Annotated in this window: 25 protein-coding genes and 3 pseudogenes; 15 read left to right on the top strand and 13 right to left on the bottom strand. The window is 42.9% G+C overall.

From position 1 onward, the window contains the following. Positions 1–31: 31 nt before the first annotated feature. Positions 32–1,060: a multicopper oxidase domain-containing protein gene (locus ACYRY3_RS30650; RefSeq protein ID WP_460205441.1), complete on the bottom strand. Its 1,029-nt coding sequence runs from the start codon at positions 1,058–1,060 to the stop codon at positions 32–34. Positions 1,061–1,458: 398 nt separating this feature from the next. On the opposite strand from ACYRY3_RS30650, the gene ACYRY3_RS30645 reads away from it, so the two are divergent. From ACYRY3_RS30645 to ACYRY3_RS30630, 4 genes are read left to right on the top strand one after another with little or no spacing between them, the layout of a single operon-like run. Next, positions 1,459–2,196, top strand: a complete 738-nt coding sequence (locus tag ACYRY3_RS30645; protein WP_460205440.1) for an energy-coupling factor ABC transporter permease — start codon at positions 1,459–1,461, stop codon at positions 2,194–2,196. Positions 2,197–2,253: 57 nt separating this feature from the next. Beyond that, on the top strand, positions 2,254–2,583 hold the full coding sequence (locus ACYRY3_RS30640; RefSeq protein WP_460205439.1) for an energy-coupling factor ABC transporter substrate-binding protein: 330 nt from the start codon (positions 2,254–2,256) through the stop codon (positions 2,581–2,583). Next, positions 2,567–3,382, top strand: coding sequence for a cobalt ECF transporter T component CbiQ (gene cbiQ / locus ACYRY3_RS30635; RefSeq protein ID WP_460205438.1), 816 nt, complete (start codon positions 2,567–2,569; stop codon positions 3,380–3,382). Before ACYRY3_RS30640 ends, cbiQ (ACYRY3_RS30635) begins: the two co-directional genes overlap by 17 nt. Beyond that, complete coding sequence (locus tag ACYRY3_RS30630) at positions 3,357–4,187, top strand: energy-coupling factor ABC transporter ATP-binding protein (protein WP_460205437.1); 831 nt, start codon at positions 3,357–3,359, stop codon at positions 4,185–4,187. Before cbiQ (ACYRY3_RS30635) ends, ACYRY3_RS30630 begins: the two co-directional genes overlap by 26 nt. Here the strand turns inward: ACYRY3_RS30630 and ACYRY3_RS30625 are convergent. The 4 genes from ACYRY3_RS30625 to cbiM all read right to left on the bottom strand — a co-directional run bounded on the left by ACYRY3_RS30625 (position 4,178) and on the right by cbiM (position 7,016). Then, a complete protein-coding gene (locus ACYRY3_RS30625; RefSeq protein WP_460205436.1) occupies positions 4,178–4,990 on the bottom strand; it encodes an energy-coupling factor ABC transporter ATP-binding protein in 813 nt (270 codons plus the stop codon). The two genes, ACYRY3_RS30630 and ACYRY3_RS30625, sit on opposite strands and share 10 nt — an antisense overlap. A gap of 81 nt (positions 4,991–5,071) precedes the next feature. Next, complete coding sequence (cbiQ, locus tag ACYRY3_RS30620; RefSeq protein WP_460205435.1) at positions 5,072–5,848, bottom strand: cobalt ECF transporter T component CbiQ; 777 nt, start codon at positions 5,846–5,848, stop codon at positions 5,072–5,074. A gap of 40 nt (positions 5,849–5,888) precedes the next feature. After that, complete coding sequence (locus tag ACYRY3_RS30615; RefSeq protein ID WP_460205434.1) at positions 5,889–6,251, bottom strand: PDGLE domain-containing protein; 363 nt, start codon at positions 6,249–6,251, stop codon at positions 5,889–5,891. Between the two features lie 27 nt (positions 6,252–6,278). Next, positions 6,279–7,016 (bottom strand): cobalt transporter CbiM, encoded by a 738-nt coding sequence (cbiM, locus tag ACYRY3_RS30610; RefSeq protein WP_460205433.1) that lies wholly within the window; start codon positions 7,014–7,016, stop codon positions 6,279–6,281. Between the two features lie 200 nt (positions 7,017–7,216). Here cbiM and ACYRY3_RS30605 point away from each other — a divergent pair, with 200 nt between their 5' ends. The 4 genes and pseudogenes from ACYRY3_RS30605 (at position 7,217) to ACYRY3_RS30590 (ending at position 11,047) form a co-directional block, all read left to right on the top strand. Further along, on the top strand, positions 7,217–7,693 hold the full coding sequence (locus tag ACYRY3_RS30605) for a hypothetical protein (RefSeq protein WP_460205432.1): 477 nt from the start codon (positions 7,217–7,219) through the stop codon (positions 7,691–7,693). Positions 7,694–8,046: 353 nt separating this feature from the next. Beyond that, positions 8,047–8,568, top strand: a pseudogene (locus tag ACYRY3_RS30600) (iron uptake porin); the annotation flags it as partial. Between the two features lie 680 nt (positions 8,569–9,248). Then, entirely contained in the window at positions 9,249–9,845 is a 597-nt protein-coding gene (gene ndhI / locus ACYRY3_RS30595; RefSeq protein ID WP_460205431.1) for an NAD(P)H-quinone oxidoreductase subunit I, read from the top strand. Positions 9,846–9,862: 17 nt separating this feature from the next. Beyond that, a complete protein-coding gene (locus ACYRY3_RS30590; protein WP_460205430.1) occupies positions 9,863–11,047 on the top strand; it encodes an NAD(P)H-quinone oxidoreductase subunit H in 1,185 nt (394 codons plus the stop codon). A 301-nt stretch (positions 11,048–11,348) separates the two neighbouring features. On the opposite strand, the gene ACYRY3_RS30585 is transcribed toward ACYRY3_RS30590, so the two are convergent. Beyond that, the gene (locus ACYRY3_RS30585) at positions 11,349–11,501 is read right to left on the bottom strand and encodes a hypothetical protein (RefSeq protein WP_460205429.1); all 153 of its coding nucleotides are present in this window, start codon (positions 11,499–11,501) and stop codon (positions 11,349–11,351) included. A 405-nt stretch (positions 11,502–11,906) separates the two neighbouring features. Here ACYRY3_RS30585 and ACYRY3_RS30580 point away from each other — a divergent pair, with 405 nt between their 5' ends. The 6 genes and pseudogenes from ACYRY3_RS30580 to ACYRY3_RS30555 all read left to right on the top strand — a co-directional run bounded on the left by ACYRY3_RS30580 (position 11,907) and on the right by ACYRY3_RS30555 (position 16,198). Continuing rightward, positions 11,907–12,308 carry an AbrB family transcriptional regulator gene (locus ACYRY3_RS30580; protein WP_460205428.1) on the top strand — a complete coding sequence of 134 codons (402 nt, stop codon included), beginning with the start codon at positions 11,907–11,909 and terminating at the stop codon, positions 12,306–12,308. A 165-nt stretch (positions 12,309–12,473) separates the two neighbouring features. Continuing rightward, on the top strand, positions 12,474–12,734 hold the full coding sequence (locus ACYRY3_RS30575; protein WP_460205427.1) for a hypothetical protein: 261 nt from the start codon (positions 12,474–12,476) through the stop codon (positions 12,732–12,734). 35 nt (positions 12,735–12,769) lie between these two features. Next, positions 12,770–12,964, top strand: a pseudogene (locus tag ACYRY3_RS30570) (DUF892 family protein); the annotation flags it as partial. A gap of 420 nt (positions 12,965–13,384) precedes the next feature. Then, complete coding sequence (locus ACYRY3_RS30565; RefSeq protein WP_460205426.1) at positions 13,385–13,612, top strand: hypothetical protein; 228 nt, start codon at positions 13,385–13,387, stop codon at positions 13,610–13,612. A 5-nt stretch (positions 13,613–13,617) separates the two neighbouring features. Next, positions 13,618–14,610, top strand: coding sequence for a fatty acid desaturase family protein (locus ACYRY3_RS30560; RefSeq protein ID WP_460205425.1), 993 nt, complete (start codon positions 13,618–13,620; stop codon positions 14,608–14,610). Between the two features lie 28 nt (positions 14,611–14,638). Continuing rightward, a complete protein-coding gene (locus tag ACYRY3_RS30555; protein WP_460205424.1) occupies positions 14,639–16,198 on the top strand; it encodes a B12-binding domain-containing radical SAM protein in 1,560 nt (519 codons plus the stop codon). Between the two features lie 39 nt (positions 16,199–16,237). Here ACYRY3_RS30555 and ACYRY3_RS30550 read toward each other — a convergent pair whose 3' ends face one another. Beyond that, positions 16,238–16,498 carry an SDR family NAD(P)-dependent oxidoreductase gene (locus tag ACYRY3_RS30550; RefSeq protein ID WP_460205456.1) on the bottom strand — a complete coding sequence of 87 codons (261 nt, stop codon included), beginning with the start codon at positions 16,496–16,498 and terminating at the stop codon, positions 16,238–16,240. A 164-nt stretch (positions 16,499–16,662) separates the two neighbouring features. Continuing rightward, a pseudogene (locus tag ACYRY3_RS30545) lies at positions 16,663–16,779 on the bottom strand (SDR family oxidoreductase); the annotation flags it as partial. 512 nt (positions 16,780–17,291) lie between these two features. On the opposite strand from ACYRY3_RS30545, the gene ACYRY3_RS30540 reads away from it, so the two are divergent. Beyond that, a complete protein-coding gene (locus ACYRY3_RS30540; RefSeq protein WP_460205423.1) occupies positions 17,292–18,143 on the top strand; it encodes a vitamin K epoxide reductase family protein in 852 nt (283 codons plus the stop codon). A 155-nt stretch (positions 18,144–18,298) separates the two neighbouring features. On the opposite strand, the gene ACYRY3_RS30535 is transcribed toward ACYRY3_RS30540, so the two are convergent. From ACYRY3_RS30535 to glf, 5 genes are all read right to left on the bottom strand, one after another. Further along, a complete protein-coding gene (locus ACYRY3_RS30535; RefSeq protein ID WP_460205455.1) occupies positions 18,299–18,979 on the bottom strand; it encodes an RNA-guided endonuclease InsQ/TnpB family protein in 681 nt (226 codons plus the stop codon). A gap of 337 nt (positions 18,980–19,316) precedes the next feature. Then, a complete protein-coding gene (gene nuoB, locus ACYRY3_RS30530) occupies positions 19,317–20,054 on the bottom strand; it encodes an NADH-quinone oxidoreductase subunit NuoB (RefSeq protein ID WP_460205422.1) in 738 nt (245 codons plus the stop codon). Between the two features lie 224 nt (positions 20,055–20,278). Beyond that, positions 20,279–21,265, bottom strand: a complete 987-nt coding sequence (gene galE, locus ACYRY3_RS30525; RefSeq protein ID WP_460205421.1) for a UDP-glucose 4-epimerase GalE — start codon at positions 21,263–21,265, stop codon at positions 20,279–20,281. Positions 21,266–21,357: 92 nt separating this feature from the next. Then, positions 21,358–23,583, bottom strand: a complete 2,226-nt coding sequence (locus tag ACYRY3_RS30520) for a family 1 glycosylhydrolase (protein ID WP_460205420.1) — start codon at positions 23,581–23,583, stop codon at positions 21,358–21,360. Between the two features lie 193 nt (positions 23,584–23,776). Next, positions 23,777–26,215 (bottom strand): UDP-galactopyranose mutase, encoded by a 2,439-nt coding sequence (glf, locus tag ACYRY3_RS30515; RefSeq protein ID WP_460205419.1) that lies wholly within the window; start codon positions 26,213–26,215, stop codon positions 23,777–23,779. Between the last annotated feature and the right edge of the window lie 144 nt (positions 26,216–26,359).

The raw sequence follows: 26,359 nt of genomic DNA, 5'->3' as shown, positions 1-26,359 counted from the left end.
TACGAGTTACTTTTCTTCTTAGCGACCTAACTTAGGCATTTTTTTTCGTCTTCTGAGAATCACGATTTGAGACAACTTCAAATTGACCCATGCATCCGTGCTCTGCGATCGCATCCTGATGGGGATGAAACATATACTTACCAGGATAGGGGCAAGCAAATTCTAGAATATGTCGTTCGGCTGTCCCCATAGTAATGACATCACTTTCAAAAGCAGGAGTGCTCGTCATACCTGTAGGATAGACTTTGAAAAAGTTGGCGTGCAAGTGAAACGTGACAGCCGGGTCTAATTCAATCAAATTGGCGATATACAGCCGCACCAATTGGTTTTGGTAAATCTGGATTGGATGATGCATATAGTGGTCAGGTACACCGTTGAAGGCGTAGAATTCGTTGCGTTTGTCATCATTGATGTCATACCCTGCCATAATCAGCACCATTTCATCAGCAGGCGCACGAGGCGTAGGTGGATCGATGATAAACATACCATACAAACCCTTACCAATGTGACGAGTCACTGGCTCAACATGACAGTGGTAAAGGTGAACTCCATAAGGTTTGGCATCAAATTCATAGATAGTTGCTTTACCGTGGCGAACGGGACGAACACCATCCATCTCTGAAATGTGAGTTCCGTGAAAGTGCATTGAGTGGGAATGCCCGCCTTGATTAAAGAACACGACTCGCACCCGTTCTCCCTGCTTGACTCTCAAAGTTGGTCCGGGTACGCGGTTGTTATATACCCAAGTGTTAAAGGAGACAGCATTATTGAGTTGAACTAGTGAATTGCCTGCCGTAATCCGAAATTCTCTTACGATCCGCCCATTTTCTCGCTTGATGGTGCCATAATCAAAATCTCGTAGCACCTTCATGGGAGTCACTAAGGTATCAGTTGATGCCATTGCCTCTATGGGTGGCACTCTGACCTGCGATCGCCTTTGAAAGTTAAATACTTGCCATAATGCCGCACCAGTCACACCAGTACCTGCTAATAATCCCAGCTTGAGTAGATGACGACGATTGAGGAGCTGTTCTGTTTGTACGGTAAAGTGGTTGGGCATGATGACGCGTCAGCTTTACAGCAAAAGAAGTTGCAAATTCTTTGCAATTACAACGTGAATGTTACAAGAATCGAGAATTATTGTCAATAATTTCTAAGATCGTTGACCCTGTACCCAGCTATAAGAAGCATGAAGTTTTACAGTGATTGTGATAAAAAATTTTAATAATTTTTTTGCTGCCTATTTAATTGACGTAGATTTAATTATTCCTAAAGTACATATTACTATACTGATGCTCTCACGCAGGAAGAAGGAACCTTTGCTGTTCAAGATTCTTCTTGAGTCAAAACCTCCAACGATTTAAACTTAAAGCTTTAGCAATGCATCTGCAGGTACCTATTGTGTCGAGAATTTTTTTGAAGTTAAGAAGCTGTCTAAGGTTAGTCAATTTAATATCAATGGCAGCCGTAAGCTTCTACTTAATTGTGTGTCTGCCCAAACCCGCTTATGCCATGCATATTATGGAAGGTTCTTTACCACCAGGTTGGGCGATTTTTTGGTGGGTAGTCGCATTACCCTTTTTTGCTCTGGGATTGCGTTCCCTGACTCGCATTACTAAAGCAACTCCTGAGCTAAAATTACTTCTGGCATTAGCTGGAGCTTTTACCTTTGTGCTATCCGCACTAAAAATGCCTTCAGTCACGGGAAGCAGTTCCCATCCTACAGGTACGGGATTGGGGGCGGTACTCTTCGGACCATTAGCCATGTCCGTACTTGGTAGTCTAGTACTGTTGTTTCAAGCAATTTTGCTAGCACACGGTGGTTTAACTACCCTGGGAGCTAATGCATTTTCAATGGCGATCGCCGGACCATGTGTCGCTTTTTGGGTATACCGCTTGGTCATGGGAACTGGTCAGCAAAGGTTAGCAATATTTCTGGGAGCATCTCTGGCTAATTTGGTCACTTACCTTATCACTTCGGTGCAATTGGCTTTAGCATTTCCCTCGGCTACAGGTGGTTTTATCGCTTCATTTGTTAAATTTGCCGGAATCTTTGCCGTCACACAGGTACCTTTGGCAATTAGTGAAGGCTTTTTGACAGTCTTGGTATGGAATTGGCTCGCTAATTATGGTCGTCAGGAACTGGAAATGTTAAACCTGATTAAACCAAAAAGTTCGTACTTGGTCGATAAGTAGTTATTTCTACTTTTTAACTACCAACTACTAACTACTAACTACTAACTCTATAATCTAATGACTCATTCAAAATCCAAACTTCAAAATTTGAAATGGAATAACTGGTTATTGATGTTGGCTGTCGTTGCCTTAATCACCACCCCTCTTATAGTAAAAAAAGGTTCAGAGTTTAGTGGTGCAGATGGTCAAGCTGAAGAGGCAATTAAAGAGTTACAACCCCATTATAAACCCTGGTTCAATTCCTTAATTGAGTTGCCTGGTGGAGAAGTTGAAAGTCTATTATTTGCGACACAAGCAGCCGCAGGTGCTGGTGTTATTGGGTATGTTATTGGCTTGTATAAAGGGCGTTTTGAGCATAGAAATAACGAGAATGAAAATTCAGATTGATACCCTAGCCTACACGAATCGCTTACGCTGGATACCACCGGAGCAAAAACTCCTATTTTCGACTGTCCTGCTAGTTATTGCTGCTTTTGCCCATCCGCTTGTTCAAGTTTTGATTGCTCTTTGGCTTGGGGTTTGGACAGTTGTTTATGCAGCAATTCCTCTGAAAACTTATCTTAAACTCATCTATTTTGCGGCTTTATTTTGGGTGACCAGTCTCCCAGCGTTACTTATTAGTGGAGTAGACATTTCTCAAGTACACTTAGTGCCACAAAATGACATAGCATGGGGATTAACTTTTGGCTCTTATTACCTATATATCAGTCATCACGGTATTGAACAGGGATTAACTATTTTATCCCGTGCAATAGCTTCCCTGTCCTGTTTGTACTTTGTCATGCTGACTGTTCCCTTTACCGAACTTTTACAAATCCTCCGTCGTATTGGAGTTCCAGTACTTTTAACCGAGCTTTTATTGCTGATGTACCGATTTATTTTCGTTCTATTAAATACAGCTACCGAATTATGGGTTGCCCAACAAGCTCGTGGCGGCTACCGCAATTTTACTGTAGGAATGAAAAGTTTAGCACTGTTGATTGGACAGTTGCTCCAGCGAACAATAGAAAATTACCGTCAAGTTTCTCTAAGCCTTGCAGCACGGGGTTTTAGTGGAGAATTGAGGGTTTGGCATCCCCATCGGTATCATCAATCCAAACGTTACGTTTTGGAAGCAACTTTTGGCTGTGGATTATTAATAAGTTTGGAATGGGGTCACTATGCAGGAATGGTTACTCGAATTTGAACAAGTCTACTACACCTACCCTGGAGCACAACAATCTGCCTTAAATGGTCTCACATTACGAATTCCTGCTAATAAAAGATGTGCGTTAATTGGTCAAAATGGTTGCGGTAAAACAACATTGTTTTTATTAGCTAATGGTTTATACAAACCTGAGAAAGGAAACATATTTTGGAAAGGTAAGCATCTGAAATACGATCGCAACTTCTTGATGAAGTTAAGACAAAAAGTTGGGCTAGTTTTTCAAAACCCAGAGCAACAAATAGTAGCTTCTACTGTGGAAGAAGATATTTCCTATGGTTTGTGTAATTTAGAGTTACCAGAGGCAGAAATTCAACAGCGAGTTGAACAAGCTCTAGTACAATTTGGGCTGACCGAACTTGCAGAAAGACCCGTACATCACCTTAGTTTGGGTCAAAAAAAGCGCGTTTCCATAGCAGATGTTATGGTGTTACAACCTGAATTGCTATTGCTCGATGAACCTACTGCCTATCTCGATAGATTACATACCCGTAACTTAATGGCAACTCTCAAAAAGATTCATGCCTCTGGAACAACAACACTTATGGCAACCCATGACCTCGATTTAGTTTACCGTTGGGCAGACTGGATTTTTGTCATGGATAAGGGGCAACTTGTGTTAGAGGGTAAGCCACAAGATGTATTTGCCAAACAGGATATTTTAGAAGAGTTACAGTTAGGAATACCACTTATATATGAAATGTTATTTGCTAATCGGATCTTTGAAGAAGAACCCGCTTTAGAACAGTTGCGACAACGAATATTAAAGTCGTTTCGTTACCTATGATACTCCCGCCACCCTGGCGTAATACTACTATTGAGAGCAATAGGTGCGTGTTCAAGGAGGCAATAAGGGCGACTGTAACTCAGAGGTGCTTCTAAAGCATGATCTCGCAAAAATTCTGAATCGTTCATCACCTGCTCAGTCTTACCATCAAACACAATTTGTCCTCTACTCAGTACAACAGTGCGGGAACACAGCTCTAATGCTAAATCTAAATCATGGGTGGCAATCAGTTGAGTAAGAGGCAAAGTTTGTAATAAATTAATTAACTGACGACGCGATCGCGGATCTAATTGAGCAGAAGGTTCATCAAATACCAAAACTTGGGGGTTCATAGCTAAAACACCTGCGATCGCAATACGTTTTTTTTCACCCCCAGACAAATTATCAGTATTGCGCTGTCCATACCATTCGGAATCGATATCAACTGCTGCCATTGCTTGAAGAACTCGCTCTTTGAGTTCCTTACCTCGCAATCCCAAGTTCATTGGACCAAAAGCAACATCTTCCCATACAGTTGGCATAAAGAGCTGATTATCTGGATTTTGAAACACTAGCCCCACAAAATTCCGAATTTCTTGCAAATTTTCCGGTTTGACAACCCACTCACCAATCATTACCTCTCCTTCCTGAGGCAAGATAATCCCATTAAGGTGATACTGCAGTGTGGATTTTCCCGAACCATTCGCCCCAATTAAGGCAACGCGTTCTCCTGGTTGGATAAATAGATTAATTCCCTTAAGGGCTTGAGTTCCATCTGGGTATGTATAGCTCAGATTTGTAATAGCGACTGGATTATGATGCATTATTAATAGTTAATAATTTAGTGGTTAATGGTTAATAGTTAGTGGTTAGTGGATAGTGGTTAACTACTAACTACCAACCAATTACAAAAACAAATAAATTGCTTGCCCAAAAAGTGACAAAATCAGGGTCAAAGTTAGAGCGATCGCATCACGTCTTCCACCCTGGGGTACTTGTTCTATCGGTGGGACTCCTTGATAACCGCGTGACAGCATTGCTTGATGGATGCGGTTACCTCGGTCGTAGGTGCGGATAAACAGCGCCCCAATTGTGTTGCCAACGACTAACCTGATAGTACGGTTGCTGTTCATTAGGTTGCGAGAGGCTGCTGCTCGCCGCATGGTGTTAAACTCGTTAATCAAAACGTTAATGTAGCGATACATTGATGCCAAAATTGCCACTAACAAGGGTGGAGTTCGCAGTTGAATCATGGCATTTAACAGTGATGGTACTGAGGTTGTTAAAGTCAGTAAATTCAACATCAATAGTGACAGCAATGCCTTGAACGTTACACTACCCAAAACAATCAGCCCCACGGTAGTGATTTGTAACGGACCCCAAGCCCAAAGTACTCTTCCACCACTTCGGAATAAAGTACCTAGAAGTACGACACCAATGAACCCGAACTCGACGGCTAACCGTTTCAATAGCGCGCTGAAGGTAACTTGACTGAGTATTATGACGCTTACCACAGTCAAACCATAAATTGACCAAGTCCACCAATGTCCATTGGGGGTAATAGCGGTGGCAAAAACGAGGATTAACGTACATAGGATGCGAGTACGGGGAGCAAGTTGGTGCCAAGGTGTGAGTTTTTTACTATCGAGATCGACAACTATTGCCCCAATATGCAGCAGCATCTAACGATTTTTACTTCCTTCATCCATCAAACTTTATACTTCATACTTCGTTGGAATCATCATACTCAGGGTGAGATGAACTCGAATTACGCACAACAAGTTTGCCAATTCCCCAAGCTAAGCCAAAAGTTGCTAGAGTTCCCACTAGCCCAGCTATAGGGGTAGCGATGCCTTCCGGGACACTTTTTAGAGCGTATTCGTCGAATAAAGCGTGGAAGGGAAGCTTTTTAGCTGGTGCATCCTCAACTGCTTTATCTTCAAATTTGAGATCTTGCGAGACTCGATCCAACCCATCGGGGTCTTGGCTGGCAAAAGGAGAGAGGAAAATTGCAATCAGTAGGGCAACACCCAGACCTGCGATGACAAAAGCACGATTGCGATCGCGCATCGTATTATGATTCATAAGATTTCTCAAATCACTCCTTAATCTTTATTGATGTGGAGACAAAGGTCGAGAGACAACGGATTTGCGTGGGGGATCGTAGAACATATCCGGTCGAGTCCGCCAAATAAAGGAAAGTGCGATGACAGTGATTGCGGCTTCACCTATACCAATAAGCACGTGCCAAGTTGTCATTGCCGTCAGCGCCACCGATAACGGAACTGTTCCAGATACAGCCAGTTGCACTGCACACACAAGTGCGGCAACAACTACACTTGTCCAAGCAGCAACTGCCGACCCAATGACCATTGCCGACAATCTATTGCGACCTATAGCAAATCGCATAGCCTTGTATAGGTAATAACCAGCAAATGTGCCAATTAATCCCATATTCAGGATGTTAGCTCCCAACACTGTCAAACCGCCATCTTGGAAAAAGACGCTTTGGACAATGAAGACAGCTACCATTACTAAGGAACCAGCCCACGGACCTAGTAACGCTCCCGCTAAAGTTCCACCTAAAAGGTGACCGGAAGTGCCGCCAGGAATAGGGAAATTAATCATTTGAGCAGCAAAGATAAAAGCTGCACACACTCCCATTAAGGGTACAGCTCGTTCCTGGTATTCTGACTGCGCTTTTGACAGTGAAACCGCAATTAAAGCGATCGCGATCGCCCACGTGACAAGAATAACAGGTAGATTCAAAAAGCCATCTGGAATATGCAATGCTAGATGGAGTTGAAATATTCCATGCATCCATCCTGAGTATGAAATAAAAGCCAACACGATTGTGTATCCGTAATTCAACGATTTCTTTAGTCAGATTATGCGAGATCTCTAAAATTCTAGTTAAGCTTAGAGTTTCTTTAGAATTCAATGCAATGGGGGGGCATTTGGAAGGAGAAAAGGATAAAGCAGGAACAATAGTAAGAACCGTGAAATTTTTGGGTACTATTATGTGGGTTTGATATATAACGAGACTGAATATGTTTATCTTACGTAAATATACGGTTATTGTTCCTGTTTCCTTGAGTGTTGCATTTCTAATGACTGCTTGTAATAACAGCAAAGTTAGCCAGTGCCAGCGGTTGATGGAAGTGGTCAATAAAGGAACCGAGCTTATTGAAAACAACAAAGGTCAGCAAGTCACAACAAGCATACAACTATCAAAAGATTTGGAAGGTGTTACCAAAGAGATTAAGGAACTGAACTTCAAAGACCCAAAAATACAGGAATTTCAAAACCGTTTTGTCAAGTTATTTGAGACTGTTAGCAAATCGATTGCTAAAGCAAGTCAGGCGCTGGGTTCAGCTAAGACAGCACAACCCTCATCAGAAGGTAGGGTAAAAATCCAAAAGGCGAGAGGCGATATCGATACAGCCCTAACAGCCGCTGCAAATGCTGCTAAGCAGTCAGATGCTGTAGCCTCAGACTTGAATAAGTACTGCAACCAGCCAGAGTAGTTCAAACCCAAAAATTTCTTGTGGGACGCACAGCAGTACGTTGCGGGGGTCTCTCCATCCCCACAGGGAACCCCAAAGCCCCCCGTTGTTCGCGTATAGCCCTTGCGGGCATAGCCTACGGCAACGCGGAGCGTGTGCGCTTAGCGTCTGGGCGCTTGAGATAGCAACTGCGAGGAGTCTCGCCCGTTCAGCCTCTCAACCTATACACATAGCTGTTGTAACTTTTGAATGCACCTCCATAGTTTGTCCAATTTTATGAGTAATTATTAATACTTTTTAATAAGCAATATTCCGGATTGACAAAGATTACATCTGTCAAAAGAGATGTAAATCTTAATTTATATCTAAATACAATGAGCGATATTGGTCTGCTAATGGCAGGCGTGTTGGCAGCAGGGCAACCATCTGCCCTAAAATCGCCAGAGCAGCTACCAGTTAAGGCAAAGAATGGAGTGCAGGAATCAGCAATCGGTCAGGTAACTCAAGTTATTCCACCTGCTGAAATAACACCACCTGAATTTATGCCACTGGATGAGAGCCCTCAAGCTACCCCATTAGCCAAAAAAGTAGTCAGTAAAAAACTATTCAGTAATTACACGGAAAAAAAACATCCTCAAACCCCCTATAGTTTAGTAAAAGCAGTAGAAGCACGGAGAGACCAGGAGACAGGTGGACGAGAGGAGAAGGATAACAAGGAAGACAAAGAAGACAAAATAGATTCTCCCACTCCTCCCTACCTCACCCCCTCCCCAGAAGACAATCCCATGTCCCAAGTCACATCTGTGTCGCAACTTGGTGATGTTCAACCCTCTGACTGGGCTTTTAGTGCTTTGCAATCTTTGGTGGAACGTTACGGTTGTATTGCGGGATATCCTCTGAATTAAAGCATAGAGGTTTTGCAATACGAGACTCTCTAAGTTCTAGAAGACAACTACGCCTCCCTGACTTTAACATAAAGGACTTTCCTAACAAAAACCCCCATCAGCTAGGTGGGGGCTAACTTTTATGACTGAGACAGTCATTTATTTGCCAACTTACTTAATTAGATGTTAGCGCTGTTCATTTTGCAGCCATATCCTTCTTTAGTTACAATCATGATTAAATTTAATTGTCTTGATTAATACATTATAAAGTCAATTGTTTGAAGCGTCTTGAGAGAATGAATTAGTACAGTTAAAGAGGCATTTTTTTATTGTAGCTATTGACACAAATATTTTCATGTAAAATCTGAATTTTGTATGACTCTTCAAAAACAGCAAAATAAATCTTAAGGAAGGGGTTAAGCATCCTTTTATCGAAATATTAAATTTATAAATAAATACATTCTGTTCTTGATATCAAAAATTAAAATAATTCTGCCTACTTAACAGAATCTGAATATATTTTGCTGTAAATAATTCAAGCTATAGCTGGTTTTAGCGTATGACGACATTGTAATTATTATCACAATCAAACTTAACTCTCAAGCCTTTCTTGAGACAGAAGTTCCAGATAATAGCAGCCATTACTATTACACTTTGGATTAAAGCTTCTGAAAATTGAGACGGCTTTACTAATGTTTAACTTCCTCAAACAAGTTGGTGATTACACCAAACAAACTGTTCAAGCAGCTAGATATATTGGGCAAGGGCTTTCAGTAACTTTCGACCATATGCGCCGTCGTCCGATTACGGTTCAATATCCTTACGAAAAACTCATTCCCTCCGAACGCTATCGAGGTCGGATTCATTTTGAGTTTGATAAGTGTATTTCCTGTGAAGTTTGTGTTCGTGTATGCCCAATTAACCTCCCAGTTGTAGATTGGGAATTTGACAAACAAACTAAGAAGAAAAAACTTAAGCACTACAGCATTGACTTTGGTGTTTGTATTTTTTGTGGCAACTGTGTTGAATTTTGTCCCACAAACTGTTTGTCATTCACTGAAGATTACGAAATTAGCGTTTATGACCGCCATCAGTTGAACTTTGACAATGTGGCAATGGGAAGACTACCTTACAAAGTGACTCTAGATCCAATGGTGACTCCGCTGCGAGAATTAGTGTATTTACCTAAAGGCGTGATGAATCCTCATGAAACACCGCTTGATGCTCGTCGGGCTGGTAGGCAGCCATCTGAAATTTTGGAGCAAGCACAAGAAGACGGCAAAGATTAGGTAAGGAGACATTTTTTATGCCAAGAATTGAAACCAGAACAGAACCCATGACGATTAACATGGGTCCCCATCACCCTTCAATGCATGGTGTTTTAAGGTTGATTGTGACATTAGACGGAGAAGATGTCATTGACTGCGAACCCGTTATTGGCTACCTGCACCGGGGAATGGAAAAAATTGTTGAAAACCGCACTATTCAAATGTATATCCCCTACGTTAGCCGTTGGGATTACGCTGAGGGAATGATGAATGAAGCTGTTACGGTTAATGCTGTAGAACGGCTGGGTGATATTCCGGTTCCCAAACGTGCTAGCTACATCCGTGTCATCATGTTAGAGCTAAATCGCATTGCCAACCACTTACTATGGTTGGGACCGTTTGCAGCAGATTTGGGTGCTCAAACTCCCTTCTTTTATATTTTTCGCGAAAGGGAAATGATTTATGACCTGTGGGAAGCTGCTACAGGCTACCGTATGGTGAATAATAACTACTTCCGCGTTGGGGGTGTTGCGGTTGATTTACCTTACGGTTGGGTAGATAAGTGCGAGGACTTTTGTGACTACATGATACCCAAAATTGATGAGTACGAGCGCTTGATTAGTGACAACCCTATCTTCCGCCGTCGAATTGAAGGTGTTGGCACCATTACTCGTGAAGAGGCAATTAACTGGGGTCTTTCTGGTCCCATGTTACGAGGATCTGGAGTCATATGGGATTTGCGAAGGGTTGACCATTACGAGTGCTATGACGACTTCAATTGGGAAATATGTTGGGAAACTAGTGGTGATATCTTGGCGCGTTATTTTGTGCGGATGCGGGAAATGCGAGAGTCAGTGAAGATTCTCCGTCAAGCACTCAAGGGGCTACCTGGAGGACCTTATGAGAATCTGGAAGCCAAACGTATGGCAGCCGGACGCAAATCGGAATGGGATGCATTTGACTATCAATACATTGGTAGAAAAATTGCTCCTACTTTTAAAATTCCTAAAGGAGAACACTACGTCCGCTTGGAGTGTGGCAAAGGTGAGTTAGGCATTTATATCATCGGAGATGATAGTGTCTTCCCTTGGCGTTGGAAAATCCGTGCCCCCGATTTTGTAAACCTGCAAATCCTACCCTACTTGCTAAAGGGCGTAAAGGTTGCGGATGTTGTGGCAATTGTGGGTAGTATTGACATCATTATGGGTTCGGTAGATCGTTAAACGAATTCCCTGATTTCTTTCAGAAGTCAGGGAGTTAACTACCGTAATTCGTGATACCTAACTTCGTGGGTGTAAAGTCATGAAAATACCATTACGCGGTCGTAAAGTTATCATGGGTAATTGTAGAAATTTCGTTGACACTAAAAATTTAGGAATACATCAATATTTAACTTGTCTTTTGCTGTTTATTTCCTAGGGTAAATGCATCAAATTATATTTAACAAATAAATCTAATTCCACTATAACTCTAGCTCAACTAGTCAGTTCAATGGCGCTCTGCGCCCGCTTCGGGATGCTCCCTTCAGGAGAGATCTTCATCAAAATAATCATCTTGCTGTTCTTGATTGAGATACTCGTCGTTCACAGTACTTTCTTGGGGGGCATGAGCTGCTGTGGTAAGGTCTTGGTTAAAGTAATCATCTTGTTGTCCTTGATTGAGATACTCGTCGTTCATAGCACTTTCTTGGGGGGCATGAGCTTGGCGTCATCTGGAAGCAAAGCCTCTTCCTCAAAATATTTTGTGTTGTTTGATACTTTTCGGATTAACACAAATGCCCATCTTCAGATAGGCACAAAGCAACTCAATAACACGCTATTCTTTCTTCTATGTGAGGAGCAAAACGCGAACGTTACAATGGAAAAGCTCTTGATGTCGAAACTCGGCAAGACTCCCAAGAGCTTTTTGACCTGTGAACCTATCGAAAAAAGATTAACTCAAATCGGATATTTTACTAGCCGTGTTTGATTCGGATAACCGCCAAAAAAGGCTTGGGTTTCAATCATGAAATTTTTGAAGCTTTTATCTACAATAAGAAATAAGAATCTTAATAATTTTATTGCATAATTAGACCTGATTTTTATGATGAGAAAGAAAGTACAGATACCCTTAGAGGGAGAGGCATTAATTCATAAAGTCAAAGCGCTGTCTCACTTGAGCAAAGAAGAAAAAGCTAGAGCCTGCGGCTACTATACCGTCACCAAAAATGGGGTAGAGCGGGTTAATATGATGAAGTTTCTCAATGCTCTGCTTGACGCAGAAGAGATTTCATTAGATGCTCAACATCAAGGCAATGGTCATGTGGGACGCAGCCCTAGCTTTCGGATTACAGTACAGTCCAATGGAAACCTGCTGGTTGGTTCAGCTTATACAAAACAATTAGGCTTAAAGCCAGGGGATGAATTTGCCATTGCTCTGGGACGAAAGCACATTAAACTGATACCAATTTCGGAACAAGAAAACGAATCCGTTAAAGCTGCCTAACTTGACTGAGTAACACTCTTTAAGTAGCAAGAAAACTGTCACAGGCAGGATGTTCTGCCATAACGCATTCAATCAGCCCGTAGCAAAGTAAACTCATACATCTGACAGAAGTGGCTAGAACCAGAGCTTTCTATCGTTGATATATCCCTTACCGAGGAACAGGTTATGGCAAAAAAAGAATCGTTTTCTCCTATCGAAGACCAGTTGACGTCAATCTCAGATTCTCCCGACACCAGTTCAACAGACTTGGATATGCAAGACGATAGCTCAGATCCTACTCATGTACGAGATACAGGTTTGCATGTCACTTTAGGCGATTCCGCAAGCGATCCTCTAAGCACTTTTCCGCTATCAGATAATGAAACGACCGCAGAACTACAAGCAGCTGAGGATACTGAACAAGCTCAAGACCCAGAAATGGACTAAGGCTGCTAGGAGATTTGTAGTCTCTACGGGATGGCGCGATCGCAGCAGGACAGGTTGCCGTTGAGTATGCAGAAATTGCTAGCTACGGAGCTTTGATTACCACTGCTATACAAATGGGACACAAAGAAATTCTCAATGTGCTGGAGAAAAACTGTCTGCAAGAGGAGAAGGCGTCTAAAGATTACGAGCTATGTCTGCTAGAGTTATCGAAGCAAGCAATGTCTAGCTGAGAGAGCGAACTTTACCTCTCTTCGAGATCTTAATCTTTGCGATCTATGCCAACGAGCGTCGGCATAGATCGCGAAGAAAATAAACAACTCTGCGTTTGTTCGCTGAACGCAGAGTTTTTAATGGTATCTTGTGCTTGGGAGGCAAATGCTTAAATTTGTTCTTCCTTCTTTACTTCTTTTTACTAATTTATATTAATACGTATACTAAATACTTTTGCTTTTTCTTTTTCTGTCTTTTCCCTAGCTTTATTGGATATCTTTAACTTATGTTACGTAAATTCTAACTCATACAAAGGGTGTTCACCTAATAAAACTTTAAGACTTTCTTTAAAATGTACACTTGATAGACATGATAAAATTTATGGAGATATTGGTTCTGATAAGCATTTAAGTTTTTTAAGTTAGCGAGCGACTGAAAATATGAATAACAAAGACACCAATAATACTGATACCGCCGCAGATAACGATAATCATTATAAATCAATTCAGCTACCTCCATTGCTTATGTTTATGGTTATAGCTGTAAAACGTTCTTTGTTTCCTTTGAGTGCAGTGGTAATTATTCTAAGCACTATTTGGTGGGGACCGTGGATGAGTTTTATCTTAGCGTTTACTTGGTTTTGTGTTGTGTTGATGTGGATAGGTTAACAAATATGAATACCGAAAAACAAAACACCACGACTGATAGAAAATCTATTTTAACCAATCCAGAAGACATCCATTGCCTGATTTTTCATATAATGTGTTTAATAGCCTATGGACTGGCTTTTTGGCTTTACCTGCATCCGGAAATTGCTCATATTAACAACTTAGGGTCACGTCTTGCTTTTGTTGGAGCATCAACACTAATGTTGGGCTGGATTTCTGGAGTTGATGTTGGAGTTAATTTTCACAATCACGTTCATCGCAAAATTTTCCATAATCAATGGCTCAATCGTTGGGTGAGCCGATTATGGGCTTTCTCTGGTGGTTGGCCTGGTTTTTTTTGGGAGTATCACCATTTAATCGTTCATCATCCCAACTTTATGCGCTCTTCTGACTGGACTGGACCTCACTTTCGTACTGCAGAACATTTTGAAAACATTTATCGATTTGCTTTCCTTCATTGGCCGTGGCGTTATGCATATCATCTGTGGCAAGATTTCCGCAAAGGGAGTAAAGGAGGTTACACTGGGCAACAAGCAATTGAAGAACTGGCAATTTTTTTAGTTCTGTGGTCAATTCCTTTCTTTATAGACCCATTGATGGCATTAAGTTTATGGGTTTTGCCTCATTATTTCGCTAACGTTGTCATTATCGCAACAGGTATGTACGTCCAGCATATTGGTTGTATGGAACCTTCAAAGGATCATCCTTACAGACACTCAGTCACCTTTTTATCTCCATTCTTCAATCTAACAATGTTCAATATCGGGTATCATATCGAACATCATACTACACCTTCCTTACATTGGACTTTGTTACCTGCGTATCACGCACGTTTAAAACCTGACCTAATTAAAGATGGTGCCCATGTAGTGCCTTTCGGTTACTACTACTGGGGTATTCGACTCTTGTTAGAGCCAGAAAAATCTGCTCAAGTCTGCGGAAAGTTTGCCGCAGCCCAACACCCAGATTATGTTTTAAATGCTGGAGATCAAACATAAAACTCTTGAAAAAAATCTTTTAGTGCATATGAAAGCTTTATTAATCTGGCCTATCCTGCCAAATTCCTTTTGGTCTTATCAAGAAACATTAAATATGGCAGGTCTTAGGTCAACCAATCCTCCCTTAGGTCTGATTACGGTTGCAGCATTGCTACCAAATGATTGGGAAATTCGATTGGTAGACCGTAATGTGCGATTTGAAACAATTGATGATTGGGAATGGTGTGACATTGTAATTCTGTCTGCCATGATTATTCAAAAATGGGATTTTCAAGAATTGATTAAAAAAGGTGTTGCTTTAGGGAAAAAGGTTGCTGTTGGCGGACCTTTCCCCACATCAATTCCAGAATTTGCACTTTCAGCAGGTGCCCATTATTTAATTCTTAATGAAGGTGAATGTACTATTCCTATGTTCTTAGAGGCTTTAGAACGAGGTGAAGAGCGTGGTATTTTCACTTCTTCTGAAAAACCCGATGTTACTCAAACCCCAATTCCTCGATTTGATTTACTCGAACTCGATGCTTATATGGCTGCAACGGTACAGTTCTCACGAGGCTGTCCATTTCAGTGCGAATTTTGTGACATCATTCATTTGTTTGGACGTAAGCCTCGTACCAAAACACCTCTTCAAATGCTGGCTGAGTTAGAAGTTCTCTATAAAATGCAGTGGCAACGCTTTGTTTTTATAGTAGATGACAATTTTGTTGGCAACAAACGTAATGCAAAGGTATTTCTACGAGCTTTAATTCCTTGGATGGAAGAACGAAATTATCCCTTTAGTTTATTGACTGAAGCTTCTCTTAATTTAGCTGAAGATGATGAATTAATGGAATTGATGGTCAAAGCTGGATTTACAAAAGTGTTTTTAGGAATTGAAACTCCAGACTTTGAGAGCCTTCATGGAATTAACAAAGAGCAAAACACGCGACACTCTTTGATAGAGTCTTGCAATAAAATTACCAAAGCAGGACTAGAAATTATGTCTGGTTTTATTATTGGCTTCGATGGTGAAAAATCTGGAGCCGGTCAGAGAATTCAGAAATTTATCGAGGAAACTGGTATTCCTCAAGCTCATCTGAGCCTACTTCAAGCACTACACGGTACACAAATGTGGAACCGTTTGAAGCAGGAAGACCGCCTCATTGATGGGCTTGGGACAGTTTATCAAGCGGCGATAATGAATTTTAAGCCAACACGACCAATTAAAGAGATTATCCAGGAATATATTGACTGTTTCTGGAATCTTTATGAACCTGTTCCCTACCTTAAACGCACATTCCGTCATTTTCTTAAAATACAAAGCCGACGACCTAGACCAAGTCGTAAAATAACGTGGCATGAACTGTCTTTTTTAAGAGCCCTATTTTGGCGACAAGGTGTTGTGAGCTCTACACGTTTTCGCTTTTGGGGACAAATGTTAGTAATTGCTCTCCGAAATCCCCAATGCCTATATGATTACTTGGTTGCACTAGGAATTGGCGAGCATTTTTTTAGTTTTCGACATATAGTAAAATCTCAGCTGGAAGCGCAACTTCAAGCATTGAAAGAAACACAACAAGAATATTCTCTTGTAACAAGCCCTGAGTAGGCTCAGGATTCAGTTGTCAGAAGTTACGTAGGTCGGGTATTATGGGATGTACGGGTATCTTTTGCCGTCATTGGTGCAAGTCATTCCAAACAAGTAGTAGATAATGCAGTCTCTCACATCCGCTTTGACAGCTAGCGCCTGACCTCCTTCTGATGCAATCTCTTCCACCACTTGCTCAGCAGCTGCTTCACTGCCGTAATAATTAACACCAACCGCTGCACCGTGGCGTCCTAACAGTTTAGCAGTGGCTGCACTAATCCCGCGACTTGCTCCTGTAATCAGAACGACGCGATTGTTCATCAATTTCTAATTGTCTAAAATTTGACCCTTTTGAGGCTGTGTAGCAACCATAGTTATTTCCTTTCACAGCTGTTGAGTATTTAATGGCTCTTGACTAGTGGTGAGGGCTGGTTCCACCTACCAGCGAAAACAAATTCTTCTAAACGCTTGCGGGTACGCGGAGGAGCAGACACAACTAGAGATGCTCCTTTTGTAGCAAATTTTCGAGCCGTTTCCCGCCCGATGCCACTAGAAGCTCTCACAATTGCGACAACCTGCTGATTTATAGGCTTGAGTTGCATTGGTATGGCTCCTTTAATACAAAGTTTTTTGACAAGGGTTTGTATTAGGTCTAAAGTATAAAATAAGTATCATAGATGCCTCTATATTTCCCAACTTCTACCAGAGGAATAGATTCATCATTAAGTTAGCCTGTATGAATGGATACAATTAACATTTTTTTATCTGGAAGTTCCTTATCAGAACTCAATGAGGGTTAATAACAAACTGAAGCTTTATCCGAGAGAAAGGGCAAAAATGGGTGTTGCTGCAAGTATTTCTCTAGCATTATCTAGATTAATTTTTAGCGCGGGCACAGACTTCAATTGGTCGATGAGTTCCAACATACTAAACGTTTCAACCTGAAATCCTCGCGCTTGAACAAATTGTTTTGCATTTTAATGAAAATGACTTTTAGATTTTGCGAAAAACTTGAAATATTATTGCTTTTGGTTGACGATAGTTTCATGTAGCTATGGCAGCGTTAAAATAGGTAACAAATTTAACAATTGAGCATAGTGAGTTAGTATATCTGATGTTTCCACTTTGGCTAAAAGCAGGCTTTTGGGGTTTGGTTGGTGGTTCAGCACTGCTATTAGGTTCAGCAGTCGGTTACTATGCCAAGATTCCCCAAAAAGCAATCGCCGCAATTATGTCTTTTGGTGCTGGCGTGCTCATTTCGGCACTGGCTTTTGAACTGATGGATGAAGCTTATAAGCGTGGTGGCTTTGACTCAACCGCAATCGGCTTTGTCAGTGGTGCAGTTGTATACACAGTCGCTACCTGGTTTTTATCCCATCAAGGTGCAAAGCATCGCAAGCGTTCCGGTACACAACAGCCATCGGAAGAGGAAGACAGTGGAAGCGGACTGGCGATCGCAGTTGGCGCATTACTGGATGGTATTCCAGAGTCTATTGTGATTGGAATTCGCCGCCGATGGATCGTTGGTCTGTCTATGGTAGGGGCTGCGATGGGCATCATCGTTTCCCTCTACCAGATCGGCATCCTTCGCCATTTGCCCGACCCACCAATACCGTATTTTGACTCGGATCGCGTTGACGCGTCTGATTACGCTTACAGTCGGCTGGCAACACCGGATGGGTTTATGATGGTGACCAATTACGCCATCACGGCTTGGCTAGCTGCAGCTGGTGGTCAGGATCGGGCACGGGAAAACCCACTTCTGCCGATCGCAATGGGCATTAAGCTCCTGTTTGATGCTGGGGTTGCTGCCGAGTTGGCGCGTGAGGAGTGGAACGAGAATCAGGCATTCTGTGCATATTGTCAAATGGCAACGCTTTGCTCGTTTGCATCGGTGGCGATTGCGATACCCGAGGTCATTAATGCATACAACACCTTGCAGGGTAAAAGCGCCACAAACGCATAAAAAGGAATGCTGAACAGGGACTGCATTTGGTGGGTGTTGTCTTACTTCCACCAATGCATACCACAGTATTAGCTGCTCCTATAAAGAATCCTCCCTATTTTAAAAATATGAGGCTTCTGCTTTCCTAAAGGTTATTACGTAAGCGAACCCCATGCCTAAAAGCAGGGGCTTTGTAGTAGCCCTGAAGCGTCGGTGCTGAGAGAACAACACAAACGGTTCGAGCCTCCGGGCTGGCTTACGGACAGCCCCAATAACTCAATCATCTTCGCTCCGTTCAAGGGAGCATCACAGGACAAAGAGCAATTACCACAGTTGAACTTCTTCTGGGAGCGCAAGCCAATATGTAGGCATCGGTGGCACGTTTGGCTCGTGTAAGCAGGAGGGGAGGCGATAACTTCCACGCCATCTTTCAATCCCTTGTATTCCAGGAACATCCGCAACTGGTAAAACGCCCACGAGTTGCTTCTACGGCGTTCTGTCTTGTGACGTGGCAATTGATTTGTCCTCTCACGAATACCCGTTAAATCCTCAATGGCTACAAGTGCTTGTGTACTTTTGGCTTGTTGGATGATTGTCTTGGAAATATTGTGATTTACCCACGCTTGAAATCGTCTCTCCCGGCCCGATAGCCGTGCCAAGACCTGACGGCAGCGACGCCGACTCGACCTTGTGCGTGTGGAAGCTTTTTGTTGGAGAGACGCTCTGACTGTGCTATATCTATCTCGAGTTTCAGTTAACTGTTTTCCGTCCCATGAGTCACCATTGCTGGTTACAGCTATATCTCGTCTACCAAAATCAACACCAATAACTTTTTTACTTGGCAGTGGGTCGGGGATCTCGTCTTTCAGAAGTTTTCCAGGGAAGAATCAGAGTTTGAACTACGTTTAAGGCGAGCGTCAATGACATCTTTAGCCCACTGAATACCTTTGTATTTATCATCAAATCGGTAAACACCTAAGTTCGGATGTCCGGGCTTTGACTCACCATAGTAAATGGTAATCAGCTACGGTAAGTTATGCTCTGACTGGTAATCGTAACAGATTCTGTAGATTCCATACTCTACAAAGGTATCGTAGTTTTGCTTTAAGTTCTCCATCACAACAATTGCCCTAGGGATGTCCAAGAAATAAATCCTGTTTTGCAGCTAAGTGTGACAGGCAGAACTCGGCTTATTCAATCGTTTGAGCGCTCTTCTTGTTGTCCCATAGTTAGAAGAGCAGGAGGTATGGCGGTTCCCATTGCTTGTGTCAATGCTTCTGTTGGCTTTTCGCGAGCGGGCGATCGCAGATATTCACCAGTCAGAATGCGAGACCCTGGCTTCAGATTGTGAGTGGTACTGTAATAACGATGGCTTTGAGTAATTTTACCTCGCTCCTGCATTGAGTCATTAGATATTTTTTTGCGAAGCTTGATGATAGCATCCATGATTGCCTCCGGGCGGGGGGGACAACCGGGGATATAAACATCTATAGGCAAAATTTTATCAGCACCTCGAATAGCAGTCGGGGAATCAGCACTGAACATACCACCAGTGATCATGCAGGCTCCCATTGCAATGACATACTTTGGCTCAGGCATCTGCTCGTAAAGACGCATTGTTGGCTGAGACATTTTCATGTTGAGAGTGCCTGCCAAAATGATTAAGTCAGCTTGACGCGGGCTAGCACGAGGAATGAGACCAAATCTGTCAAAATCAAATCGCGAACCAATCATGGCTGCAAATTCAATAAAACAGCAAGCTGTACCGTACATCAGAGGCCACAAGCTGGAGAGTCTAGCCCAGTTGTACAAATCGTCTAATGTTGTTAAGATAACATTTTCTGAAAGTTGATTAGTCACTCCATAACTGGCGGGAGACAATATTGTCTCTTTCTCAGATGCGCCATTTGGATTCATTTCATTGGGATTCATGAGTCTATTTAGTTGATGAACAACTTCAAAGCTCGTGTTGTCTTTTTCCGCGTCTCTTCTACAATAAGATAAGTTTTCTCATCAACAATTTGCTCCGTCATTGGAAATAGGACTGTATTAATTTCATTTGTATTATCCAATACTAATGTAGAGACGCGCCATGGCGCGTTTTTACTTCTCTAGAAGGGTATTAGATAATGCATAATTAATTTTAACGCCTATGTTTATTGATGCCGCGAGCAATGCCACTGCCAAGCATGGGTAATGATTTCTTTAATATCTGGGTACTCGGGATGCCAACCCAACACTTTACTGGCTTTATCGCTGCTTCCAACTAAAATAGGTGGGTCGCCCGGTCTCCTGTCGCACTCTACTATTTTGATTTCTTTTCCTGTCACTTCCTTTGCACTTTCTATAACTTCTCTGACTGAAAACCCACCCCCATTACCTAAATTAAAGACTTCGCTGTCTCCTCCCTTGAGCAAATACTCCAAGCCCAAAATATGTGCTTGTGCTAAGTCAGTTACGTGAATGTAATCCCGAATACAAGTTCCATCTTGGGTTGGGTAATCAGTACCGAAAATAGAAATGGATTGCCGCTTACCCAAAGCAGCTAGCAGCACCAGTGGTATGAGGTGAGTTTCGGGTTCGTGGTCTTCACCCAATAACCCATATGGATCGGCACCTGCGGCGTTAAAGTAGCGGAACCTGACAGATTTAAGATTATAAGCTGTATCAAAATCAGATAGTATTCGCTCTACCATCCACTTACTAGTTGCATAGGGGCTGATAGGGTCTTGCGGATGGGCTTCTGTAATTGGCACAAACTTGGGCACACCATAAAGAGCGCAAGTAGAGGAAAAGATGAACTTGCTTATTGAAGCAGCAAGCATTGCTTCTAAAAGCGTCAGGGTACCTGTGACATTGTTGCGGTAATATTTAGCTGGGTCAGTCACAGATTCACCCACAGCAATGAAGGCAGCAAAATGCATCACGGCAGCGATATTGTGGGTTTTAAATATATCATCAAGAAGGGCGCGATCGCTTATATCGCCAACAATCAACTTGACCTGCAAAACCTGTTCCACAAGTTCTCGATGACCATTTGAAAGATTATCAAGAACCATCACTTCATAACCTGCATTTTTCAGGGCTAATACAGCATGGGAACCAATATATCCTGCTCCACCTGTAACTAAAATAGTTGACATAATAGGAAATTGTTAGTGGTTAGTAGTTGGTAGTTATTAGTTAGTGGTTCTACTAACTACTAACCAATAACCACTAACCAATAACAAAGAATCTAAAATTGTTTTACTTCATCGAAATAGCGGGACATTGCACTGTCAAGGCAAGACATAAACTCACCTTTATTGCTACCAAGAACGCTGTAGGTTGGGCGAGGAGCAATGAAACCCAGTTCTTTTGAAGGACGGGCAATCAGACTGCTGACACTGATGCCAGCTTTTTTTGCCGCTAGCATTGCCAAGTCAGCCCATGCAATCGCACCCTTGTTAGCTAAATGCCACAAGCCACTTTCACCGTCAATTAACAAATCGAGACTGGCATGGACAAGATCCGGTATATAGGTGGGTGAAACAATCGTATCATCAGCAGCGACAAACGTATTTTTAGCACTAAGATGGCGCAGTGCAATTGTGACAAAATTGTAATCATCCCAAGGACCGAAAAACGCGCTTGTGCGAATCATCAGGGATGCGGGATGAACCTTCAACACCAGCTTTTCTGCTAAAGCTTTGCTGCACCCATATATATTCAGGGGAGCGACAGAATCACTTTCTATATAAGGATTGGAAACAGCCCCATTAAATACCAGGTCTGAGGAGAAAGTCAGTAGTGCGACATTATGCTGAGCACAAGCAGTCGCTAAATTAGCTGCCCCCTCAGCGTTAATACGCAGACATACATCAGGTTCCTGCTCCGCATCATCCACCCGCACGTATCCCGCCGCGTTCACCACTGCCCAAGGCTTTAACTCAGTTAAAACAGCATGAACAGAAGCGGAATCGGTAATGTCTATCTCTTGGCGTGATAGTAGGCGGTATGAAATACCTCGCACTTCACACAAACGCGCAAAAGCCTTTCCAAGAGTTCCTCTTGCACCTACAATGGCTAGAGGTGAAGAGGACGCAGTGACACGGGGACACGGGGAAAAATTTCCCGCCTTCTCACCCTGCTCTCCATGACAACTTACTGGTGGGTATAACAAGCGCTCTTGCCGATGCCACCATCCAGGTGCCTCAAGCAGAGGATGATCCGGTTTGCACCCAGTGGCTAAATCCCGCACCATCTTAGCAATCGCTGTTGGTCGCGGACGTGGCGATCGCAAGTCAAATACTCCCGACTCGTAGTAGCCAGCCGAGCGAGTCACTAAGCTGTTCCAATCGTAACTGCCGAGGAGCGCCCAAGCAGTGACAGCACGGACATCTACACCCTCATCTCGTAATTCTTGCGCCCCACACCAAACCTCATAAAGCCAGCGCAGTTGTTCCTCACGGGTGCAACTGAGGTGAGCTTCGGTAACAGCAAGAGGTAGTTTGTAACGTTCCCATGCTTCTTTGAGCAAGGTTCGCGGACCTGCGGCACCGTCAGCACAAACTCGCACTGCCTCTACATCTGCGTACTTATCTTTCCCATTGCCCCCATGAGAGCAAGCCGGATACCGTTCTTTGCGCTCATCTAAAAAGCGATCGCTTGTCAGGTAATGGTTGATCCCCATGATATCTGGCGGGCAACGATTTTCCAGAAATACCTCAACGTCAGCCTCACTGATGCCACACTTCTTGAGATAAGGCCATATCGGATGAGCCGGGGAGATGCGACCGCACAATAAATCGAAACTCAACCACCGGCGCTCATTCTCCAATTCAGCCTGATAAGCTAGCTTTGGCGTACTGTAAGTCTTACCCAAATCGTCGGTTTGCACCAGCTGGGCATTAGGATTGACTTCCCGAATTGCCTTCATGGAAAGGGCGATCGCACGGCATTGCCCCAACAAAGCACGGGCAAAAGAGAGATCGTCCCGTCCGTGAGGATACCAATGACCGTACATTCCACTAAATCGCGCCGTTGTCAGTGGTTCGTTCACAGGTGTGTAATGTGTCACCCAAGGGTAGCGTTCCGCCACTGCACGAGCGTACAAAGCTAGTTGTTCTGGAAATGACGCATCTACCAAGCTAGTGTGACGGGGTCCACTGCCATGATGCACCAATCCCACAATCGGGCGAATGCCCAATTCCCGCAACCTTTCGAGTCGCTCATCCGCCCAAGACCAGTCTGCATTTTCCAACCCGTTGGGCGCGGTTCGCTCCCATAGAACTGGGTAGCGGATTGCTTGTATCCCAAGTTCGGCGAATAAATCCAGATCTTCCAAGCGTCTGGCATGACCGTTGCGTTCCAACTGGTCGAAATACTCCTCACCTACACGATTCACCGTACACTCCACACCCGCCCAGAGTTCTAAGGGGGGTTTTGAATTGTCGAGTGTTGAGTTGAACACAAAAGCCATAATTTACAACTCAATTTTCATATTCTTTTTTCTTCCTTCCCGCTCTTTGCATCTAGCCTCAAGAACAGAAAAGCTTTCTGGCTTGAACCTCCTAAAGGGGCGGGCGCAAAGATACCCACCCCACAATATGGAGATTGATTGGTTGAAAGAACACCACGACGGGCGGCACTTCCCTCCCTCACTCAAGAGTTACTTAAGCCCGAACTGGAATTTGCTTGTAAACAGAAAGAGCCTGAGCAACGCATTGATCCATGTTGTAATACTTGTAGGTTGCCAGTCTTCCTACAAAATACACCCCTTGTGTTGCATCTGCAAGTTCCTTGTATTGTTTGTAAACTTCCTGATTTTCAGGACGGGGCACGGGGTAATATGGGTCTCCTTCCGCTCTTGGAAACTCGTAAACAATACTAGTTTTGTGGTGTTCCTGCCCCGTCAAGTACTTAAATTCCGTAACGCGGGTATACAGATGTTCGTTCGGATAGTTAATCACTGGTGCTTGCTGAAACACTGCCTGATTGTGTGTCTCGTGTTTGAAATCCAGGGAACGATATGGTAATTTTCCGTAGCGATAATCAAAGAACTCATCAATGGGTCCTGTGTAAACCATCTCGCGGCAAGGTATTGCTTTTTCAATTTCACGATAATCAGTGTTTAACATCACCTTAATATTGGGATGTGCTAACATCTTCTGGAACATCTCGGTAAAACCGTGCAGTGGCATTGCCTGGTAGCTATCGGTGAAATATCGGTCATCGCGATTGGTACGGGTGGGTATGCGGGCAATAACGGATTTGTCAAGTTCGGATGGGTCTAATCCCCATTGCTTGCGAGTGTAGTTCCGGAAAAACTTTTCATACAGTTCTCTACCTACTTTGCTCACCACTACATCCTCTGAGGTGCGAATGTATTCTTTCGGTTCAGCAAGGGACTTATAAAACTCTTCCACCTGGAATGAATTCAGGTTCATTCCATAAATTTTGTTGATGGTATCTAGGTTGATGGGAATTGGAACGAGTTGCCCATCTACACTAGCAAGAACGCGATGTTCGTAAGCCCGCCACTCGGTAAACTGCGAGAGGTATTCAAAGACTTCGCGAGAGTTGGTGTGAAAAATGTGGGGACCGTATTTGTGTACGAGGATACCATGTTTGTCGTAATGGTCGTAGGCATTACCACCGATGTGCGATCGCTTGTCTACAATCAGCACTTTTTTACCAGACTGAGTTGCCAACCGTTCGGCAATCACACTCCCTGAGAACCCAGCACCAACAATCAAGTAATCGAAGACAAACTCTCTGGTAATAACGTTTGGTGCTTGTTTAGCAGCGACAGTATTATTTGAGCTATTTGTGTGATTATCCTTCTGAGCAGAAATAGCAGAGTCTATCAATTTCATCATAGATACCCAACTACGATCCCAAGAAATTTGCTCCAAAAAAGCATCCACCCGACTCAACCATCCCGATGTTGGGGTATCCTCTTGCATTGCCTTTTCTGCAGCAGTAACGAACTCAGAAACCGTGTCTGCAATTCGCACCAGCTTTAACTCTCCATAAGGACGCACAACATCCCGAATTGAGGTAGACACGACGGGCTTTCCTGCAGCAAGATACTCTGGAGTTTTAGTCGGGCTAATAAAGCGTGTTGCTTCATTCCGCGCAAACGGCAGCATCGCCAAGTCCCAACCTGCTAAATATTTAGGTAAATCTTTATAATCTTTACCACCAAGATAGTGAATATTCTCGCGCTGTGGTAGGGTTGCTGGGTCGATTTTCGCAACGGGTCCAATTATCACCAAATGCCAGTCAGGGCGCGCATCTGCAACACCTGTTAGCAGTTCGATATCCATCCGCTCATCAATCACACCAAAGAATCCAAGGCGTGGAAGGGGAATGTTAGCTTGATCTGTTGGTTCTTCTTTAAGGGTTCTTCCTTGTCCAAAGTGTGCAACATCCACGCTGCTGGGAAAAGCATAAACATTTGGGTGTTGGTTTACTTTGCTTTCGTAGAGGCTTTGTCCCCCTGTAAATACCAAATCTGCCCGTTGGAAAAGTTCCAATTCATTGTTTTTTAAAGTAGGTGACGCTCCTTTGAATGCAGATAATTCATCCATGCAATCATAGACAATCGCCAATGGTTGCAAATGGCGAGTAAATCCTATCGCCATCGGTGTGTAGTACCAACAAATGTACTTGCGGATGTTATGTTCTGCAAACAAACTATCGATAAGCGTTTGTAATTCTGTGTTAACTGCCTCTTCATCCAAATTTTGTGATAAGTGTGGCACAACAACCACGACTCCATTCTTATCTTGGCTGATTTCTAGTCTTGCCAAGGATTCGGAAGTAAAAATTGGCTCCTCAATAAAGAAAACCCGGCGTCCCAAAGTACAACGAGATAGAAGATGTTGCGGTCTTTGATAAACGAAATTCCAACGTAAATGAGATAGGCATACTATATCAGGCGTATCTATAGAAGTTTCTTTGTAACTTTTATTAGATGCAGAAATATTCTGCAATGATGTACCTGATGATTGCAATTGATTTAACGCAGAGAGCTTCGTTTCACCCATTTTTCGAGACTTCCCGTTACTGATACCGTTATTTTTTACTTGACTTTGTTCGCCAGACATAGGTTATCTCAAATTGATTTGATAGAGAATTGATTTTTTACAATGTTCTTGACAGCAAAAAAATAGCTACTTATTACTTAATACTTTTAAATTGAGAGAAGTAATAAGTTTTGAACAAGGGTTTTGCCTCTACTAATAGCTAGA

Source organism: Scytonema sp. NUACC21, from assembly GCF_054684315.1.
Note: the sequence above shows the minus strand (reverse complement) of the source record. Positions and strands in the feature narration are given on the sequence as shown.

Excerpts from the sequence above, each read along its gene's own strand:
- ACYRY3_RS30580 (WP_460205428.1), top strand. The coding sequence starts at position 11,907 with ATGATGAGAAAGAAAGTACAGATACCCTTAGAGGGAGAGGCATTAATT.
- ACYRY3_RS30615 (WP_460205434.1), bottom strand. The coding sequence starts at position 6,251 with ATGAATCATAATACGATGCGCGATCGCAATCGTGCTTTTGTCATCGCA.
- nuoB (WP_460205422.1), bottom strand. The coding sequence starts at position 20,054 with ATGAATCCCAATGAAATGAATCCAAATGGCGCATCTGAGAAAGAGACA.
- cbiQ (WP_460205438.1), top strand. The coding sequence starts at position 2,567 with ATGAAAATTCAGATTGATACCCTAGCCTACACGAATCGCTTACGCTGG.
- ACYRY3_RS30560 (WP_460205425.1), top strand. The coding sequence starts at position 13,618 with ATGAATACCGAAAAACAAAACACCACGACTGATAGAAAATCTATTTTA.
- ACYRY3_RS30565 (WP_460205426.1), top strand. The coding sequence starts at position 13,385 with ATGAATAACAAAGACACCAATAATACTGATACCGCCGCAGATAACGAT.
- ACYRY3_RS30640 (WP_460205439.1), top strand. The coding sequence starts at position 2,254 with ATGACTCATTCAAAATCCAAACTTCAAAATTTGAAATGGAATAACTGG.
- ACYRY3_RS30550 (WP_460205456.1), bottom strand. The coding sequence starts at position 16,498 with ATGAACAATCGCGTCGTTCTGATTACAGGAGCAAGTCGCGGGATTAGT.
- ACYRY3_RS30630 (WP_460205437.1), top strand. The coding sequence starts at position 3,357 with ATGCAGGAATGGTTACTCGAATTTGAACAAGTCTACTACACCTACCCT.
- ACYRY3_RS30540 (WP_460205423.1), top strand. The coding sequence starts at position 17,292 with ATGTTTCCACTTTGGCTAAAAGCAGGCTTTTGGGGTTTGGTTGGTGGT.
- ACYRY3_RS30555 (WP_460205424.1), top strand. The coding sequence starts at position 14,639 with ATGAAAGCTTTATTAATCTGGCCTATCCTGCCAAATTCCTTTTGGTCT.
- ACYRY3_RS30650 (WP_460205441.1), bottom strand. The coding sequence starts at position 1,060 with ATGCCCAACCACTTTACCGTACAAACAGAACAGCTCCTCAATCGTCGT.
- cbiQ (WP_460205435.1), bottom strand. The coding sequence starts at position 5,848 with ATGCTGCTGCATATTGGGGCAATAGTTGTCGATCTCGATAGTAAAAAA.
- glf (WP_460205419.1), bottom strand. The coding sequence starts at position 26,215 with ATGTCTGGCGAACAAAGTCAAGTAAAAAATAACGGTATCAGTAACGGG.
- ACYRY3_RS30605 (WP_460205432.1), top strand. The coding sequence starts at position 7,217 with ATGTTTATCTTACGTAAATATACGGTTATTGTTCCTGTTTCCTTGAGT.
- galE (WP_460205421.1), bottom strand. The coding sequence starts at position 21,265 with ATGTCAACTATTTTAGTTACAGGTGGAGCAGGATATATTGGTTCCCAT.
- ACYRY3_RS30625 (WP_460205436.1), bottom strand. The coding sequence starts at position 4,990 with ATGCATCATAATCCAGTCGCTATTACAAATCTGAGCTATACATACCCA.
- ACYRY3_RS30645 (WP_460205440.1), top strand. The coding sequence starts at position 1,459 with ATGGCAGCCGTAAGCTTCTACTTAATTGTGTGTCTGCCCAAACCCGCT.
- ACYRY3_RS30520 (WP_460205420.1), bottom strand. The coding sequence starts at position 23,583 with ATGGCTTTTGTGTTCAACTCAACACTCGACAATTCAAAACCCCCCTTA.
- ACYRY3_RS30590 (WP_460205430.1), top strand. The coding sequence starts at position 9,863 with ATGCCAAGAATTGAAACCAGAACAGAACCCATGACGATTAACATGGGT.
- ndhI (WP_460205431.1), top strand. The coding sequence starts at position 9,249 with ATGTTTAACTTCCTCAAACAAGTTGGTGATTACACCAAACAAACTGTT.
- ACYRY3_RS30575 (WP_460205427.1), top strand. The coding sequence starts at position 12,474 with ATGGCAAAAAAAGAATCGTTTTCTCCTATCGAAGACCAGTTGACGTCA.
- ACYRY3_RS30585 (WP_460205429.1), bottom strand. The coding sequence starts at position 11,501 with ATGAACGACGAGTATCTCAATCAAGGACAACAAGATGATTACTTTAAC.